Raw genomic sequence first — 13985 nt, 5'->3', positions numbered from 1 at the left:
GTTATCAGCCGTTCCGCAGTCCGCCAAACCGGCGTTCGTGCGGTCCCGCCGAATGAGCGAAGACCATTTGCGCACCACTCCACTGGGAAAAGCACCTGAGGTGCGGAGTCCCGGCGTGGACCATAGGCGCCCCACGTCGATGACGCGAAGGCCGCTGTGTCCGGTGAGTGGGGGACGTGGTCGCCGTGCGGCGTCCGACCGTCCCGGTGGGGAGTGCCGACCGCCCATCCGACCGGATGTTCGGGACTCGGTTCCCCGTGCTCTTCGAGCCTACCCGGTCGACGTCGATGCCTCGACCGGTTCCGCGCGAAAGTCCGTCGTCGCCGTTCCCGCCCTGGGGGCGGTCGCGGTGGCGACCCGGTGAACACTACCCCATGTGCGGGCCGCTCCGGTCCGCGCCACTGCGGCGGCGCGCCGGACACCGCCGGCCGCCGCGCGGCGGCGGGCACCGCCGGCCGCCTCGGCCGCAACCGGGACGGCCCGCGCGCCCCGCGGCGGGGTCCGCGCACCGCACCCGGTGTGGCCCGGCCCATATCAATCGGGAGACGACTCCCCCAAGACCGTTGCCGTCGCCCCCCGGCACCTGGAGATTTGCCCTCGAACATCCGATTCCGAGGGAAGGACGCTGCGTGGCGACCCCTGACACAGCGCGGCAACAGCGCAAGCCGAACTGGAAGCTCATCGGGCCCGGCATGGTCGTGGCCGCGACGGGCGTCGGCTCCGGCGACCTGGTCGCCACCCTGGTGGCGGGCAACCTCTTCGGCTACACCCTGCTCTGGGCGACCATCGTGGGCGCGGTGGTCAAGATCTCGCTGGCCGAGGCGACCGGGCGGTGGCACCTGGCCACCGGGCGGACCATCTTCGACGGGTGGAGCAGCCTCGGCAAGTGGACCCACGTCTACTTCGCCCCCTACATCGTGATCTGGGGGTTCGTCTACGGCGCGACGGCGATGTCGGCCTCGGCGCTCCCCCTGGCGGCCCTGTTCCCCGTCCTGCCGCTGTGGGCGTGGGCGATCCTGTGCGGCCTGGCCGGCCTGGTGTTCGTCTGGTTCAACCACTACGCGATCTTCGAGAAGGTGATGACCGCCCTGGTCGGGCTGATGTTCGTCACCGTGGTGGGCCTGGCGATCTACGTCGTGCCGAACGTGGGCGAGGCGGTCAAGGGCCTGGTGCCCATCATCCCGAGCGGCCCCGACTCGCTCATGACGACACTCGCGCTCGTCGGCGGCGTGGGCGGCACCATCACCATGGCCGCCTACGGGTACTGGGTGAACGCGAAGGGGTGGCGGGACTCCACCTGGATGCGGATGATGCGGTGGGACAACCGCATCGCCTACGCGACGACCGGCCTGTTCGTCATCGCGACCCTGGTCCTCGGCGCGGAGCTGCTCTACGCCACCAACATCGCGCTCACGCAGGACGACCAGGGCCTGCTCCAGCTGAGCGACGTGCTGGCGGACCGGTTCGGCCGGCCGCTGTCGGTGGTCTTCCTCATCGGGTTCTTCGCGGCGGCGTTCTCGTCGGTGCTGGGTGTGTGGCACGGCGTCAGCCTGATGTTCGCCGACTTCGTGGGGCACGTGCGCGGCAAGGTGAACCGGCCCGTGGAGGAGCGCGAGCGGAGCTGGGAGTTCCGCGCCTACCTGCTGTGGCTGACGTTCCCGCCGATGCTGCTGCTGATCTTCGACCGGCCGATCCAGCTCGTGCTCATCTACGGCGTGCTCGGCGCGTTCTTCATGCCGTTCCTGGCGTTCACGCTGCTGTGGCTGCTGAACTCGTCGCGCGTCCCGCGCGAGTGGCGCAACGGGTGGCTGAGCAACGCGGGCCTGGCGATCGCGGGCCTGCTGTTCATCGTGCTGTGCGTGCGGGAGCTGGTGAACCAGCTCAGCGGGTTGTGACGGCGGTCCGGCCGTGCGGTGCGCGGCCGGACCGGCGGTTCCGCGGCCGCCGCCCCGGCTTGCCGGGGCGGCGGCCGCGCCGCGTTACGGGCCGGCCGCGCTAGAGCAGGGTGCGCAGGCGCTCGGCGAGGAGCCGGAAGGCGATGCCGCGGTGGCTGATCGCGTTCTTCTCGGCGGCGGTCATCTCGGCGGTGGTGCGGGTCTCGCCGTCGGGCACGAAGATCGGGTCGTAGCCGAAGCCGTTGGCGCCGCGCCGTTCACGGAGCAGGTGTCCGCGCATGACCCCTTCGACGACGTCCTCGCGCCCGTCGGGCAGGGCGACGGCGGCCGCGGAGACGAACTCGGCACCGCGGCGGCCGTCGGCGACGTCGGCCACCTGGTCGAGGACGAGGTCGAGGTTGGCGGCGTCCTTGTCGCCCGTGGCGTCGCCGAGGCGGCCGGACCAGCGGGCCGACAGCACCCCCGGCATGCCGTTGAGGGCGTCGACGCGCAGGCCGGAGTCGTCGGCGATGGCGGGCAGCCCGGTGTGGGCGGCGACGGCGCGCGCCTTGAGCAGGGCGTTGCCGGTGAAGGTGGGTTCGGTCTCGGCGACGTCGGGGGCGTCGGGGTGGGTGTCGAGGCCGATGACGTCGGCGTCGATGCCGGCGTCGGCGAGGACGGCCCGCATCTCCGGGACCTTCTTGGCGTTGCGGGTGGCCAGGACCAGGGTGGGGCGGCCGGTCATCCGGCTAGCGCCTTCTTCTGGATCTCGGTGAGTTCGGCGCACCCGCCCACGGCGAGGTCGAGGAGCCGGTCGAGGCTGCCGCGGTCGAAGGGGGCGCCCTCGGCGGTGCCCTGGACCTCGATGAACTGGCCGTCGCCGGTGAGGACGACGTTCATGTCGGTCTGGGCGACGGAGTCCTCGAGGTAGTTGAGGTCGAGGCGGGCCTGGTCCTGGATGATGCCGACGCTGACGGCGGCGACGGATCCGGTGAGCGGGTTGCGCTTGAGGTTGCGCCGCTTGCGGAGGTGCTTGACGGCGTCGGCGAGGGCGACGTAGGCGCCGGTGATGGCGGCGGTGCGGGTGCCGCCGTCGGCCTGGAGGACGTCGCAGTCGAGGGTGATGGTGTGCTCGCCCATGGCCTTGAAGTCGATGACGGCGCGCAGGGAGCGGCCGACGAGGCGGGAGATCTCGTGGGTGCGGCCGCCGATCTTGCCCTTGACGGATTCGCGGGCCCCGCGGGTGTCGGTGGAGCGGGGCAGCATGGCGTACTCGGCGGTGACCCAGCCTTCGCCGGTGCCGCGCTTCCAGCGGGGGACGCCGTCCTCCACGGAGGCGGCGCAGAGTACGCGGGTGTCGCCGAATTCGATGAGGGCCGAGCCCTCGGCGTGCCGCAGCCAGTTGCGGGTGATGGTCACGGGCCGGAGTTGGTTCGGAGCACGTCCGTCGGGTCGAGCCATGGGGCGAGCCTATCGGGGGCGGCGGCGGGTCGGGGCCAGGTCTCCCTTGGCTTACGGTCGGGCCTCGGGGCGGCGGTTTCGTCCTGGAAGGTGTCACCATGGGAGGGCGCCGCCGCGGGTGTTCCCGAGGGCGGCCGCGCCGTACCGGCCCCCTGTGGCGAACGCTGATGGCAGAGGTCCCCTTCCCGATGACTGTTGAGCCGAGACACGCCCCGGGCGCGCGGTGGGCGTCCGGCGGGATCGCGGTCGCCCTCGTGGCGCTGCTGACCGGGTGTGCCGCCGAGGGCGCGGACGCCGACCCGGGTGCCCCGTCGTCCCCCGCCCCGTCGCCGACGCCCACGTGGGCGGAGTTCGGTGGGGAGCCGCTGTCGCGGTCGGTGCCGTCGGCGTCGCCGGGCGCGTCGGGGTCGGCGGCCGCGGTGGAGGCCGTGGAACCGGTGGAGCCGCCGGAGTCGTGTGCGGCGGCCGGGGTGCTGGAGCCGATATCGGTGGTCACCGACCGATTGACGGAGCCGCAGTTCACCGAGGTCCGCACGGAGTCGCGGCTGGAGTGCTCGTGGGCGGGGTTCAGCCCGGACGACGGCAGCGAGGTCGTGATGGTGACCTACGCGCCGGAGGGCAGCGTGGTGGAGTATCCGGGGCACGTGCCGGCGGCGGCGCTGGGTGATCCGGCGTTCTTCACGACGGAGGCGGTGGCGGAGCTGGGCGGGATCGCGTCGTGGCGCACCGGGGAGATGTTCTCGGGTGCGGATCTGCACCTGCCGGGGATGCTGGTGTCGATCTCGTCGAACTCGGCGGAGGTGCGGGGCGCCGATCTGCTGGGCGCGGTGACGGCGACGGCCGCGGCGGTGCTGCCGGAGGGCGGCGCGGGCGCGGAGCGCGGCGGTGTGGACCGGGCGGACGGCGGGTCCGGGGCGGACGGCGCCTGACGCGGGCGCGCGGGCCGGCCGCCGCCGGGGCGCGGGCTCAGACGGTGGCGGGTGCGCCGATGTCGTAGACGGCGCCGGGGCGGGCGAGGTCGATGGGGCCGGTGAAGGCGCCGCGGGCCTCGGCGAGGGTGCGTTCGTCGTCGTTCCACGGCACCAGGTGGGTGAGGACGAGGCGGCGGGCGGCGGCGCGGCGGGCGTGGTCGCCGGCCTCGCTGCCGGTCATGTGCATGTCCTTGGGGTGGTCGCGGTGGTCGTGGAAGGACGCCTCGCACAGGAACAGGTCGGTGTCGCGGGCGAGTTCGACGATCTCGTCGCAGGCGCCGGTGTCGCCGCTGTAGGTGAGGCTGGCGCCGTCGTGCTCCAGGCGGATGCCGAACGCCTCGACGGGGTGGTTGACGAGGTCGAGGCGGGCGGTGAGCGGGCCGATGCGCAGCGGGCCGGGGGCGAGTTCGCGGAAGTCGAAGGTCTCGGTCATGCCGGGGTCGGGGTCGAGCCCGTACGCCTCGGCCATGCGGTCGGCGACGCCGGGCGGCCCGTAGACGGGGATGCGGGGTTTCGGTCCGCCGTGCGGGAAGGTTCGGGCGACCCAGTACGAGCAGAGGTCGAAGCAGTGGTCGGCGTGCAGGTGGCTGAGGTAGACGGCGTCGATGGCGTAGATGTCGGCGTAGCGCTGAAGGGCCCCGAGGGCGCCGTTGCCCAGGTCGAGCAGGATGCGGAATCCTCCGGCCTCCACGAGGTAGCAGGAGGCGGGGCTAGCGGGGCCGGGAAAGCTCCCCGATGAGCCGATGATGGTGAGTCGCACGTCGCATTTGCCTTTTCGATGAGGTGCCTCCGCGGGGACTCACGCGGTGAAGCCGGTGTGTCGCGGAGTGGGCGTCTCCGTGTTCTCCGTGTTACGGGTCTACCCCAATGACCGCTCCGGCGGTACCTAATGTGGCCCGCGTCTCACGCGTCGTGAGTCACATGTGAATCGGTCACACGAGGCAACTCATCCTATTCCGCCGCGGGTGGGCGGGCGCGTGCGGCGTCACCGGCCGGCGCGGGCGAGCTGGCGGCTCTGGGCGACGAGGCGGCCCTTGGTGTCCCACAGGTCGACCGTCTCGTCGAACCAGTTGTCGCTCACGAGGCCGGCGCGGGCGTGGAACGTGAGGGGGCCGGGGACGGGGACGGCGCGCATGTGCCAGGTGAGTTCGACGGTGGGGGCCCACCGCCAGGAGTCGAAGACGGAGATGACCGGCGGGAGGGCGTCGACGGCGAGGGGCAGGAAGAGGGCGGGGTCGGCGCAGGGGCCGCCGTCGTCGGGGCTGAGTTCGACGTGGCCGAGGAGTTCGGGGGCGGGGTCGGCTGCGCGGCCGCGCAGCCGGTCCCAGGTGTCGGGGGTGTAGTGCTGGCGGACGCGGTGGACGAACCCGTCGGGGGCGCCGGCGCCGGCGCGCGGGTCGTAGACGCGGCACTCGGCCATGGGGGCGATGCCGGGGGCGGGGGCCTCGTAGGCGGGGGCGGCGCCGGCGTCGAGGCGGGCGGTGGCGATGGTGCCGGTGACGACGGGGCCGGCGTCCTGGTGCGCGGTGGCGCGGACGGTGGCGACGGTGCGTCCGGTCTTGAGGACCTCGGTGTGGACGCGGGCGGGTCCGGCGGTGCCGGGGCGCAGGAAGTGGAAGGACGAGGAGACGGCGTGCGGGTGCGGCGACTCGGCGAGGGCGGCGCGCTGGAGGACCGCCATGAGGTAGCCGCCGTTCATGGCGGAGCCGATGAGGTAGCCGGGGTCGAGGTCGGCGGTGTAGGTGCCGTCGCCGGCGGGGGTGACCTCGGTTGCGGTGTCGAATCGCGTCATGGCCACCATTGAACCGAATGGGGTTCGAGTCGTTCCAGGGGGGCCGCCCCTGCGCCGCCCCCGGACGCGGCGGCGCCCGGCCGGGTACCGCCCGGCCGGGCGCGCGGAGCGGGGCGGGTCAGGCCCAGAGCTGCCCGTCGAGGCGCTCCTCGGCCTCCTCCAGGGTGCCCTCGTAGGCGCCGGTCGACAGGTACTTCCACCCGCCGTCGGCGATGACGAACGCGATGTCGGCGCGCTCCCCCGCCTTGACGGCCTTCTGCGCCATGCCGAGCGCCGCGTGCAGGGCGCCGCCGGTGGAGATGCCGGCGAAGATGCCCTCGCGGGTGAGGAGTTCGCGGGTGCGCCGGAGCGCGGCGTCGGACGGCACGGAGAACCGGGTGGTCAGGACGGACTCGTCGTAGAGCTCGGGGACGAACCCCTCGTCGAGGTTGCGCAGCCCGTAGACGAGTTCGCCGTAGCGGGGCTCGGCGGCGACGACGCGCACGTCGGGCCGGTGCTCGCGCAGGTAGCGGCCGACCCCCATGAGCGTGCCGGTGGTGCCCAGGCCGGCCACGAAGTGGGTGATCTCGGGCAGGTCGGCGAGCAGTTCGGGCCCGGTGGTCTCGTAGTGGGCGCGGGCGTTGGCCGGGTTGCCGTACTGGTAGAGCATGACCCAGTCGGGGTGCTCGGCGGACATGGCCTTGGCCACCCGGACCGCCTCGTTGGACCCGCCCTCGGCCGGGGAGTAGTGGATCTCGGCCCCCCACATCTCCAGGAGCTGCTTGCGCTCGGCGGAGGTGTTCTCGGGCATGACGCAGACCATGCGGTAGCCGCGCAGCTTGGCGACCATCGCCAGCGAGATGCCGGTGTTGCCGGAGGTGGGTTCGAGGATGGTGCACCCCGGGGTGAGCAGGCCGTCCTTCTCGGCCTGCTCGATCATGAAGAACGCGGCGCGGTCCTTGATCGACCCGGTGGGGTTGCGGTCCTCCAGCTTCGCCCACAGCCGGACGTCGGGCGCCGGCGACAGGTTCGGCAGGCCCACCAGCGGGGTGCCGCCGAGGGAGTCGAGGAGGGAGTCGAAGCGCATGGCGGCTAGCGCATGCCGCCGGCGACGGCCGGCAGGACCGTGACGGTGTCGCCGTCGGCGACGGGGGCGTCGAGGCCGCCGACGAAGCGCACGTCCTCGTCGTTGAGGTAGACGTTGATGAAGCGCCGCAGCTTGCCGTCCTCGACCAGGCGCGCGCCGATGCCCGGGTAGCGCGCGTCGAGGTCGTCGATCAGCTCTTTGAGCGTGGCGCCCTTGCCCTCGACGGCCTTGGCGTCGTTGGTCAGGTTGCGCAGGATGGTGGGGATGCGGACCTCGGTGGCCATGGGCGTTCTCCGTAGCGTTGGGAAGCGGTGCACGTCGGTGACGTTGCTGCGGGTCGTGCGGTACCGCGCGTGCGGCGCCGCCATTGGGGTCCAACAGGCGCGTCCGGCCGGAGATTCCGGCCGGGGCGCGCCGGGGTCACGCGCCGCCGGTGACCTCGACCGGCTCCTCGGTGACCTCGCCGTCGACGATGCGGTAGGAGCGGAACTCCGCGGTGTCGGGATCGCGCGTGGACACGAGGACGTAGTGGGCGTTGGGCTCGGACGCGTAGGAGACGTCGGTGCGCGAGGGGTAGGCCTCGGTGGCGGTGTGGGAGTGGTAGATCACGACGGGCTCCTCGTCGCGGTCGTCCATCTCGCGCCAGACCTTGAGCTGCTCGTGGGAGTCGAACCGGTAGAACGTGGGTGAGCGCTCCGCGTTGGCCATCTCGACGAGGCGCTCGGGGCGGTCGGACCCCTCGGGGCCGGCGACGACGCCGCACGCCTCGTCGGGGTGGTCGCGGCGGGCGTGGGCGACGATCCGGTCGTAGATCGCGCGGTCGATCCTCAGCATGGCTTCAGCGTAGCGGAGGAATTATCCCTACCCACTCGCTGGGTATGTCTTTCCCGCCACGTCCCCGGGGGCGCTCAGTCGCGGGCCGGGCCGGCGCCGAACAGGGCGTCGACCAGGGTCTCCTGGAGGCCGCCGAGCCAGTCGTAGACGGCGAGCCGGGCGGCGTCCTGCGGTTCCGGCCGGAGGGTGCCGCGCTGGTAGGCGTCGTAGGTGTCCTCGTCGAGGCCGAGCCGGGTGCCCAGGGTGAGCCGGACGTCGTTCAGCGTCTTCAGCCAGGCGTGGGCGTCGCCGAGGTCGAGGGTGACGCGGCCGCCGCCCTTGGGCAGCGCCGCCAGGACCGCCTGGGCGTTGTCGCGCTTGTGCCGGCGCAGGTCGTCCTCGGTGTAGCGGCGGAAGTCGCCGGCGGCCTCGCCGTCGTCGCTGTAGGCGTCGGGGAAGAGCCGGGCGAGGACGGGGTCGTCGGGCTTCTCGCTGCTCGCGCCGATGCCGACCATCGCGGCGAGGTCGTCCTGGGGCTCGGGGGGCTCCACGAGGTCGAGCATGAGGGCGGCCATGGACCGCAGCACGGCGGCCTCGTCGGCGTCGAGGTCGGCGGCCACGCCGCCGCGGACGGCCCGGAATCCGTGGGTCATGTCGTAAGGCTCCGCTCGCAGGTCCGCGCCGCGGGCGGGCGCCCCGGCGCGGGCCGGGGTCAGGTGTCGTGCTTGAGGGTGGCCCACAGGCCGTACTCGTGCAGGATGGTGACGTCGCGCTCCATCTCCTCGCGGGTGCCGGAGGACACCACCGCGCGGCCCTTGTGGTGGACGTCGAGCATGAGCGCGTGCGCCTTGCGCCGGGAGTAGCCGAACACGGTCTGGAAGACGTAGGTCACGTACGACATCAGGTTGATCGGGTCGTTCCACACGATGGTCACCCAGGGGAGGTCGGGGCGCACGTCCTCCTCGGTGGCGGGGCGCTCCAGTTCGACCGGCGCCGTCGTCATGGCTGGTTCACCTACCCGTTTCGTCACCGTGTGCCGGGCCTGCCGCGCGTGCGGGCGCGGTGGCGGACCGGCACCCCCACCGGGTCCGGTCGTCCCCCCATTGTCCCATCGATCACCGACCGCGTTCGCGGGGCGCCGGTGGGCTCCGTGACCCCCGCCCTATTTTGTTCCTCGGAGACACAAACTAGGCTAAGCGGTTATGACGGACGACTGGAGCAGCGCGCTGCTGACCGACCGGTACGAGTTGACGATGCTGCAAGGGGCGCTGCGCAGCGGCGCCGCCCACCGCAGGACGGTGTTCGAGATGTTCGCGCGGCGGCTGCCCGATTCGCGCCGGTACGGGGTGGTGGGCGGCACCGGGCGGTTCCTCGACGCCCTCGCGGCGTTCCGGTTCGACACCGCCGCGCTCGACTACCTCGCCGACTCGGCGACGGTCGACGAGGCCACCCTGGAGTGGCTGGCCGGCTACGAGTTCTCCGGCGACGTCTGGGGCTACGGCGAGGGCGACACCTACTTCCCGGGGTCGCCGATCCTGGTGGTCGAGGGCACGTTCGCCGAGTGCGTCCTGCTGGAGACCGTCGCCCTGTCGATCTTCAACCACGACACCGCCATCGCGTCCGCTGCGTCGCGCATGACGACGGCCGCCAAGGGGCGCCCGCTGATCGAGATGGGGTCGCGGCGCACCCACGAGGCGGCGGCCGTCGCCGCCGCGCGCGCCGCCTACCTCGCCGGGTTCGCCACCACGTCCAACCTGGAGGCGGGGCGGCGCTACGGGGTGCCGACCGCCGGTACCAGCGCGCACGCGTTCGTGCTGCTGCACGACAGCGAGCGGCACGCGTTCACCGCGCAGCTGGAGGCGGTGGGCGCCGGCACGACGCTGCTGGTCGACACCTACGACGTCGACCGGGCCGTGCACACGGCGCTCGACCTGGCGGGGCCGGAGCTGGGCGGGGTGCGCATCGACTCCGGCGACCTGGGGTCGACCGCCGAGCGGGTGCGGCGGGTACTGGACGAGAGCGGGGCCGCCGGCACCCGCATCGTCGTCACCGGCGACCTGGACGAGTACGCCATCCAGGGCCTGGCCATCGCCCCCGTCGACGGCTACGGGGTGGGCACCTCGCTGGTCACGGGGTCGGGGTTCCCCACGGCGTCGCTGGTGTACAAACTGGTGGCGCGGGCGCGCGGCACCGGGGCGGACGACCGGTTGGAGCCGGTCGCCAAGCGGTCGGTGGGCAAGCCGAGCCGGGGCGGACGCAAGTGGGGGTTCCGCCGGGTCGACGAGAACGGCACGGCGACGGGCGAGGTCGTCTACGACCACGAGACCGAGCCGGGGGTCGGGATGCGTCCGCTGATGCGCCGGCTGGTGGCCAAGGGCGAGGTGGTCGGTGCCGAACCGCTGGCCGACGCCCGGGCGCGGCACGCCGCGTCGGTGGCCGAGCTGCCCGAGGCGGCCCGGCAGATGTCGCGGGGCGAACCCGCGATCCCCACGTATTTCGAGCAGCGCGTCGGCGTATGACCCGGGTCTCACCGGATGGGAGCATGCAGGCGCGGGACGCGGGGGCGACCCGCGATCGCGACACACTTCGAGCGGCGCGGCGGCGGGTGACGCCGGACGCGCCGGACGGGAGCAGCAGATGCGGGCGTTGATCGTCGTGGACGTGCAGAACGACTTCTGCGAGGGCGGGAGCCTCGCGGTGTCGGGCGGGGCGGGGGTCGCGGCCGCGGTGTCGCGGCACATCGCCGACCATCGGGGCGACTACGCCCACGTGGTGGCCACCCGGGACCACCACATCGACCCGGGCGACCACTTCTCGGACCGGCCGGACTACGTCGACTCGTGGCCGCCGCACTGCGTGGCGGGCACGCCGGGCGCCGAGTTCCACCCGGACCTGGAGACCGGTGCGGTCGAGGCCGTGTTCGACAAGGGCGCCTACGAGGCCGCCTACAGCGGGTTCGAGGGCGCCGACGCCGACGGGCGCGGCCTGGCGGACTGGCTGCGCGAGCGCGGTGTCACCGAGGTCGACGTGGTGGGCATCGCCACCGACCACTGCGTGCGGGCGACCGCGCTGGACGCGGCGGAGGCGGGGCTGCGCACCCGGGTGCTGCTCGGGCTGACCGCGGGGGTGGCCCGGCCGACGACCGACGCCGCGCTGACCCGGATGGCGGGCGCGGGCGTGGTGCTGGAAGGCGAACCCGTCGTGGCGTGACGGCGGCGGCGGGGGCGGGGGCGCCGCCGGGCGGCGCCCCCGCGAGCGCCGGACCACCGGTTCTGTCACGCGGATGACAAGCCGGTGGTCCGATTCGTTGCGAAAGCCTCTTCCGCGGCGCCGGAATGTGGCTAGCGTTGAAGGTTCATTCTCCGGTTCCACTGGAGGTGGCCCGTGCACTCCGCGCTGCCCCCCGCGCAGTCCGAAGCGAACCCGCTGGCCGGCGTCCCCCGCGAGATCGCCGACCGGCTCCGTCCGCACTTCGACGCCACGATCGACGACATCGTCGCGTCCATCCAGTCGCGCGTCGCCGAGTACGCGCGGCCCAGCGACCAGATCTATTTGAAGGCGACGCGCGAGTCGGTGCGCGACGCGCTGTGCGTGTTCCTCGACCGGATCGGCGCGCCCGACCCGCCCGGCGACGAGCTGCGCGACCGCTTCCGCGCCCTGGGCGCGGGCGAGGCGCACGAGGGGCGCAGCCTCGACAGCCTGCAGACGGCCATGCGCACGGCGGCGGTGATCGCCTGGCGGCGGATCACCGCGATCCAGATGGCCGAGCCGCTGACGTTCCCCCGCCACTACATCGGCCCGATGGCCGAGGCCGCGTTCCTGTTCCTGGAGGAGATCGCCGCGGCGTCGATGGAGGGCTACAGCGCCGCGCAGGCGCAGGCGGCCGGGGAGCTGCAGCGGCGGCGCGGCCGCCTGGTGAACCTGCTGCTGGCCGACGACCCGCCCGCGCCGGAGGCGGTGGCGGGGCTGGCGCGGGCCGCGGAGTGGCGGGTGCCGGCCGAGGTCGCGGTGGTGGCGCTGCACGGGCGCGACTCCGACACCGCGGGGACCCCGGTGCTGCCGCCGGACGTGCTGGCCGACTTCAACCGGGCCGACCCGTGCCTGGTGGTGCCCGACCCCGAGGGGCCGGGGCGGTTGCGGACTCTGGGGCTGGCGCTGCGCGACTGGGACGCGGCGGCGGGGCCGACGGTGGGGGTGACCGACGCGGCGGCGTCGCTGGCGCGGGCCCAGGACACGCTGGCGCTGCTGACCGCGGGCGTCGTCCCGCGCGACGGGATCGCCCGCTGGACCGACCACCTGACGGCGCTGCTGCTGTTCCGCGACGAGGCGCTGATGCGGGCGATGGCGCGGTCCCGGCTGGCCCCGCTGCAGGAGCTGCGCCCGGCGCAGCGGGAGCGGCTGGCCGAGACGCTGCTGGCGTGGCTGCAGTCGGGGTTCAACGCGAACGAGGTGGCGGCGCGGCTGCACGTCCACCCGCAGACGGTCCGGTACCGGCTGCGCCAGGTGGAGTCGCTGTTCGGCGACCGGCTGCGCGACCCGGACCAGCGGTTCGAGCTGGAGATGGTGCTGCGGATGCAGCGGCTGTCCGACGCGGCGGCGGAGGCGCCGGGGCGCGACCGGGCGCGGGGTGCCGCGCGGGTGGAGCCGCCGTCGGGGTGAGCCGGCCCGCCGCCGGCGGTGGCCCGCCGGGGCGCGCGGGCGCGGCGGCGGGGCGCCCGGGTGCCGGGCGCCCCGCGCGGGTCAGGCGCAGTCGCCCTCGGCGGGCTCCCCGGCGAGCCGGTCGCCCAGCCAGGCGTGGGCGGCGCCGGTGTCGAGGAGCCAGCTGGCGGCGTGCGGCCCCGAGTGGGTCCGGGTCCACTCGACGGCGGCGCCCGCCGCGCAGTACCGGCCGCGCAGCTCCTCCGCCTGGTCGACGGGGATCACGTCGTCCCCGCGGGAGTGGTACAGGTACAGCGGTGCGTCGGGGGCGTCGCTCCCGGGCAGGTTCTCGGTGAGCCGGGCCTGCCATTCGGGGGTGGCGATGAGGTCGACGCCGGTGAGGTCGTCCATGCTCTTGCCGATGCCCTTGGGCAGCGCCTCGACCAGGCAGTCGTCGGCGGCGTCCGCGAGCAGGGCGCGTCCGCTGTCGTTGAGGTGCTCCTCGAACGGCAGCTCGGGGTAGGCGGTGGAGTAGCCGACCGCGGCGAACGCGAGGAACGAGAAGTACAGGGAGCCGTCGATGTTCTCGGCGACGCGGGTGAGGTCGGCCGGGACGCCACCCGCCGCCACCCCGGCCAGCGGGAGTTCGGGGGCGTAGGACGGCTGGAGTTCGGCCGCCCACACGGCGGCGCCGCCGCCCTGGGAGAACCCGGTGACGCCCATGGGCGCGTCGGCGGGGATGTCGACCTCGCTCAGCCGGGTGGCGGCGCGCAGCCCGTCGAGCACGGCCGGGCCCTGCGACCGGCCGACCATGTAGGTGTGGTGGCCGGGGGTACCCAGCCCTTCGTAGTCGGGGACGACCAGGGCCCAGCCGCTCCGGACGATCTGCGCCATCTTGGCGGCCTCGTAGTCGAGCCCGACCTCCAGCCCGTAGGAGGGGGCGCAGGTGTCGCCGAGCCCGTGGGTGCCGACGGCGTAGGACACCAGCGGCCGCTCCCCCTCGCCGCGCCAGGCGCGGTCGGGGACCATGACGGTGCCGGTGACGGCCGTGGGTTCGCCGTCGGCGCCGGTCGACAGGTACATGACGCGCCACACGTCGGCGGGGAACGGGGCCAGGCGCAGGGCGTCGGTGTACGCCTCCGCGGGTTCGGCGCGGATGACGTCGCCGGGCTCGCCGGCGGGCAGCGGGTCGGGCGGCTGGTAGAAGGGGTCCTCGCCGGGCGGGGTGGCCGACGCGGGGACGGGGGTGTCGGCGGTCGGCTGGTCGAGGTCCAGCCAGGGGTCGAGGGCGTCGTCGCCGGCGGTGCCGCCGGGGGCGGGGGGTGCGGGGTCGGGGGACGCGGGGTCGGGGGACGCGGGGTCGGCGGCGG

15 protein-coding genes are annotated in these 13985 nt (G+C 74.0%); 5 read left to right on the top strand and 10 right to left on the bottom strand.

The genetic code is table 11. The annotated features are described in order from the left end of the window. Nucleotides 1–629: 629 nt before the first annotated feature. Nucleotides 630–1895, top strand: coding sequence for an Nramp family divalent metal transporter (locus NT8_RS22190; RefSeq protein WP_245646280.1), 1266 nt, complete (start codon nucleotides 630–632; stop codon nucleotides 1893–1895). 100 nt (nucleotides 1896–1995) lie between these two features. Here the strand turns inward: NT8_RS22190 and rdgB are convergent, their stop codons facing one another. Both rdgB and rph read right to left on the bottom strand, forming a co-directional pair. Then, nucleotides 1996–2619: an RdgB/HAM1 family non-canonical purine NTP pyrophosphatase gene (gene rdgB, locus NT8_RS22185; RefSeq protein ID WP_067973076.1), complete on the bottom strand. Its 624-nt coding sequence runs from the start codon at nucleotides 2617–2619 to the stop codon at nucleotides 1996–1998. Further along, nucleotides 2616–3293: a ribonuclease PH gene (gene rph, locus NT8_RS22180; protein WP_067973073.1), complete on the bottom strand. Its 678-nt coding sequence runs from the start codon at nucleotides 3291–3293 to the stop codon at nucleotides 2616–2618. The genes rdgB and rph overlap by 4 nt, the downstream gene beginning before the upstream one ends. A gap of 230 nt (nucleotides 3294–3523) precedes the next feature. Here rph and NT8_RS22175 point away from each other — a divergent pair, with 230 nt between their 5' ends. After that, nucleotides 3524–4264 carry a hypothetical protein gene (locus NT8_RS22175; protein ID WP_157515934.1) on the top strand — a complete coding sequence of 247 codons (741 nt, stop codon included), beginning with the start codon at nucleotides 3524–3526 and terminating at the stop codon, nucleotides 4262–4264. A 37-nt stretch (nucleotides 4265–4301) separates the two neighbouring features. On the opposite strand, the gene NT8_RS22170 is transcribed toward NT8_RS22175, so the two are convergent. The 7 genes from NT8_RS22170 to clpS form a co-directional block, all read right to left on the bottom strand. Further along, a complete protein-coding gene (locus NT8_RS22170; RefSeq protein WP_067973068.1) occupies nucleotides 4302–5066 on the bottom strand; it encodes an MBL fold metallo-hydrolase in 765 nt (254 codons plus the stop codon). Between the two features lie 225 nt (nucleotides 5067–5291). Beyond that, nucleotides 5292–6098 carry a thioesterase family protein gene (locus NT8_RS22165; protein WP_245646279.1) on the bottom strand — a complete coding sequence of 269 codons (807 nt, stop codon included), beginning with the start codon at nucleotides 6096–6098 and terminating at the stop codon, nucleotides 5292–5294. A gap of 118 nt (nucleotides 6099–6216) precedes the next feature. Continuing rightward, nucleotides 6217–7164: a PLP-dependent cysteine synthase family protein gene (locus tag NT8_RS22160; protein ID WP_067973063.1), complete on the bottom strand. Its 948-nt coding sequence runs from the start codon at nucleotides 7162–7164 to the stop codon at nucleotides 6217–6219. Nucleotides 7165–7169: 5 nt separating this feature from the next. Further along, nucleotides 7170–7448, bottom strand: a complete 279-nt coding sequence (locus tag NT8_RS22155) for a MoaD/ThiS family protein (protein ID WP_067973060.1) — start codon at nucleotides 7446–7448, stop codon at nucleotides 7170–7172. Nucleotides 7449–7584: 136 nt separating this feature from the next. Then, nucleotides 7585–7998, bottom strand: coding sequence for a Mov34/MPN/PAD-1 family protein (locus tag NT8_RS22150; protein ID WP_067973057.1), 414 nt, complete (start codon nucleotides 7996–7998; stop codon nucleotides 7585–7587). A gap of 74 nt (nucleotides 7999–8072) precedes the next feature. Continuing rightward, on the bottom strand, nucleotides 8073–8630 hold the full coding sequence (locus NT8_RS22145; protein ID WP_067973055.1) for a DUF2017 domain-containing protein: 558 nt from the start codon (nucleotides 8628–8630) through the stop codon (nucleotides 8073–8075). Between the two features lie 59 nt (nucleotides 8631–8689). Next, nucleotides 8690–8980: an ATP-dependent Clp protease adapter ClpS gene (gene clpS, locus NT8_RS22140; protein ID WP_067973052.1), complete on the bottom strand. Its 291-nt coding sequence runs from the start codon at nucleotides 8978–8980 to the stop codon at nucleotides 8690–8692. 199 nt (nucleotides 8981–9179) lie between these two features. Between clpS and NT8_RS22135 the strand changes: the two genes are divergently transcribed. The 3 genes from NT8_RS22135 to NT8_RS22125 all read left to right on the top strand — a co-directional run bounded on the left by NT8_RS22135 (nucleotide 9180) and on the right by NT8_RS22125 (nucleotide 12636). Then, nucleotides 9180–10496 carry a nicotinate phosphoribosyltransferase gene (locus tag NT8_RS22135; RefSeq protein WP_067973049.1) on the top strand — a complete coding sequence of 439 codons (1317 nt, stop codon included), beginning with the start codon at nucleotides 9180–9182 and terminating at the stop codon, nucleotides 10494–10496. Nucleotides 10497–10614: 118 nt separating this feature from the next. Further along, nucleotides 10615–11187 carry a nicotinamidase gene (locus tag NT8_RS22130; protein WP_067973046.1) on the top strand — a complete coding sequence of 191 codons (573 nt, stop codon included), beginning with the start codon at nucleotides 10615–10617 and terminating at the stop codon, nucleotides 11185–11187. 174 nt (nucleotides 11188–11361) lie between these two features. After that, nucleotides 11362–12636, top strand: a complete 1275-nt coding sequence (locus NT8_RS22125; RefSeq protein WP_245646278.1) for a PucR family transcriptional regulator — start codon at nucleotides 11362–11364, stop codon at nucleotides 12634–12636. 81 nt (nucleotides 12637–12717) lie between these two features. Here the strand turns inward: NT8_RS22125 and NT8_RS22120 are convergent. After that, nucleotides 12718–13985: lipase family protein (locus NT8_RS22120; RefSeq protein WP_245646277.1), on the bottom strand; the 1268-nt coding region annotated here is incomplete at its 5' end.

This window comes from Nocardiopsis trehalosi NBRC 14201, from assembly GCF_001552555.1.
Lineage (GTDB): Bacteria > Actinomycetota > Actinomycetes > Streptosporangiales > Streptosporangiaceae > Nocardiopsis_B > Nocardiopsis_B trehalosi.
The sequence above is the reverse complement of the archived record's forward strand: the minus strand, read 5'-3'. Positions and strand labels throughout refer to the sequence as shown.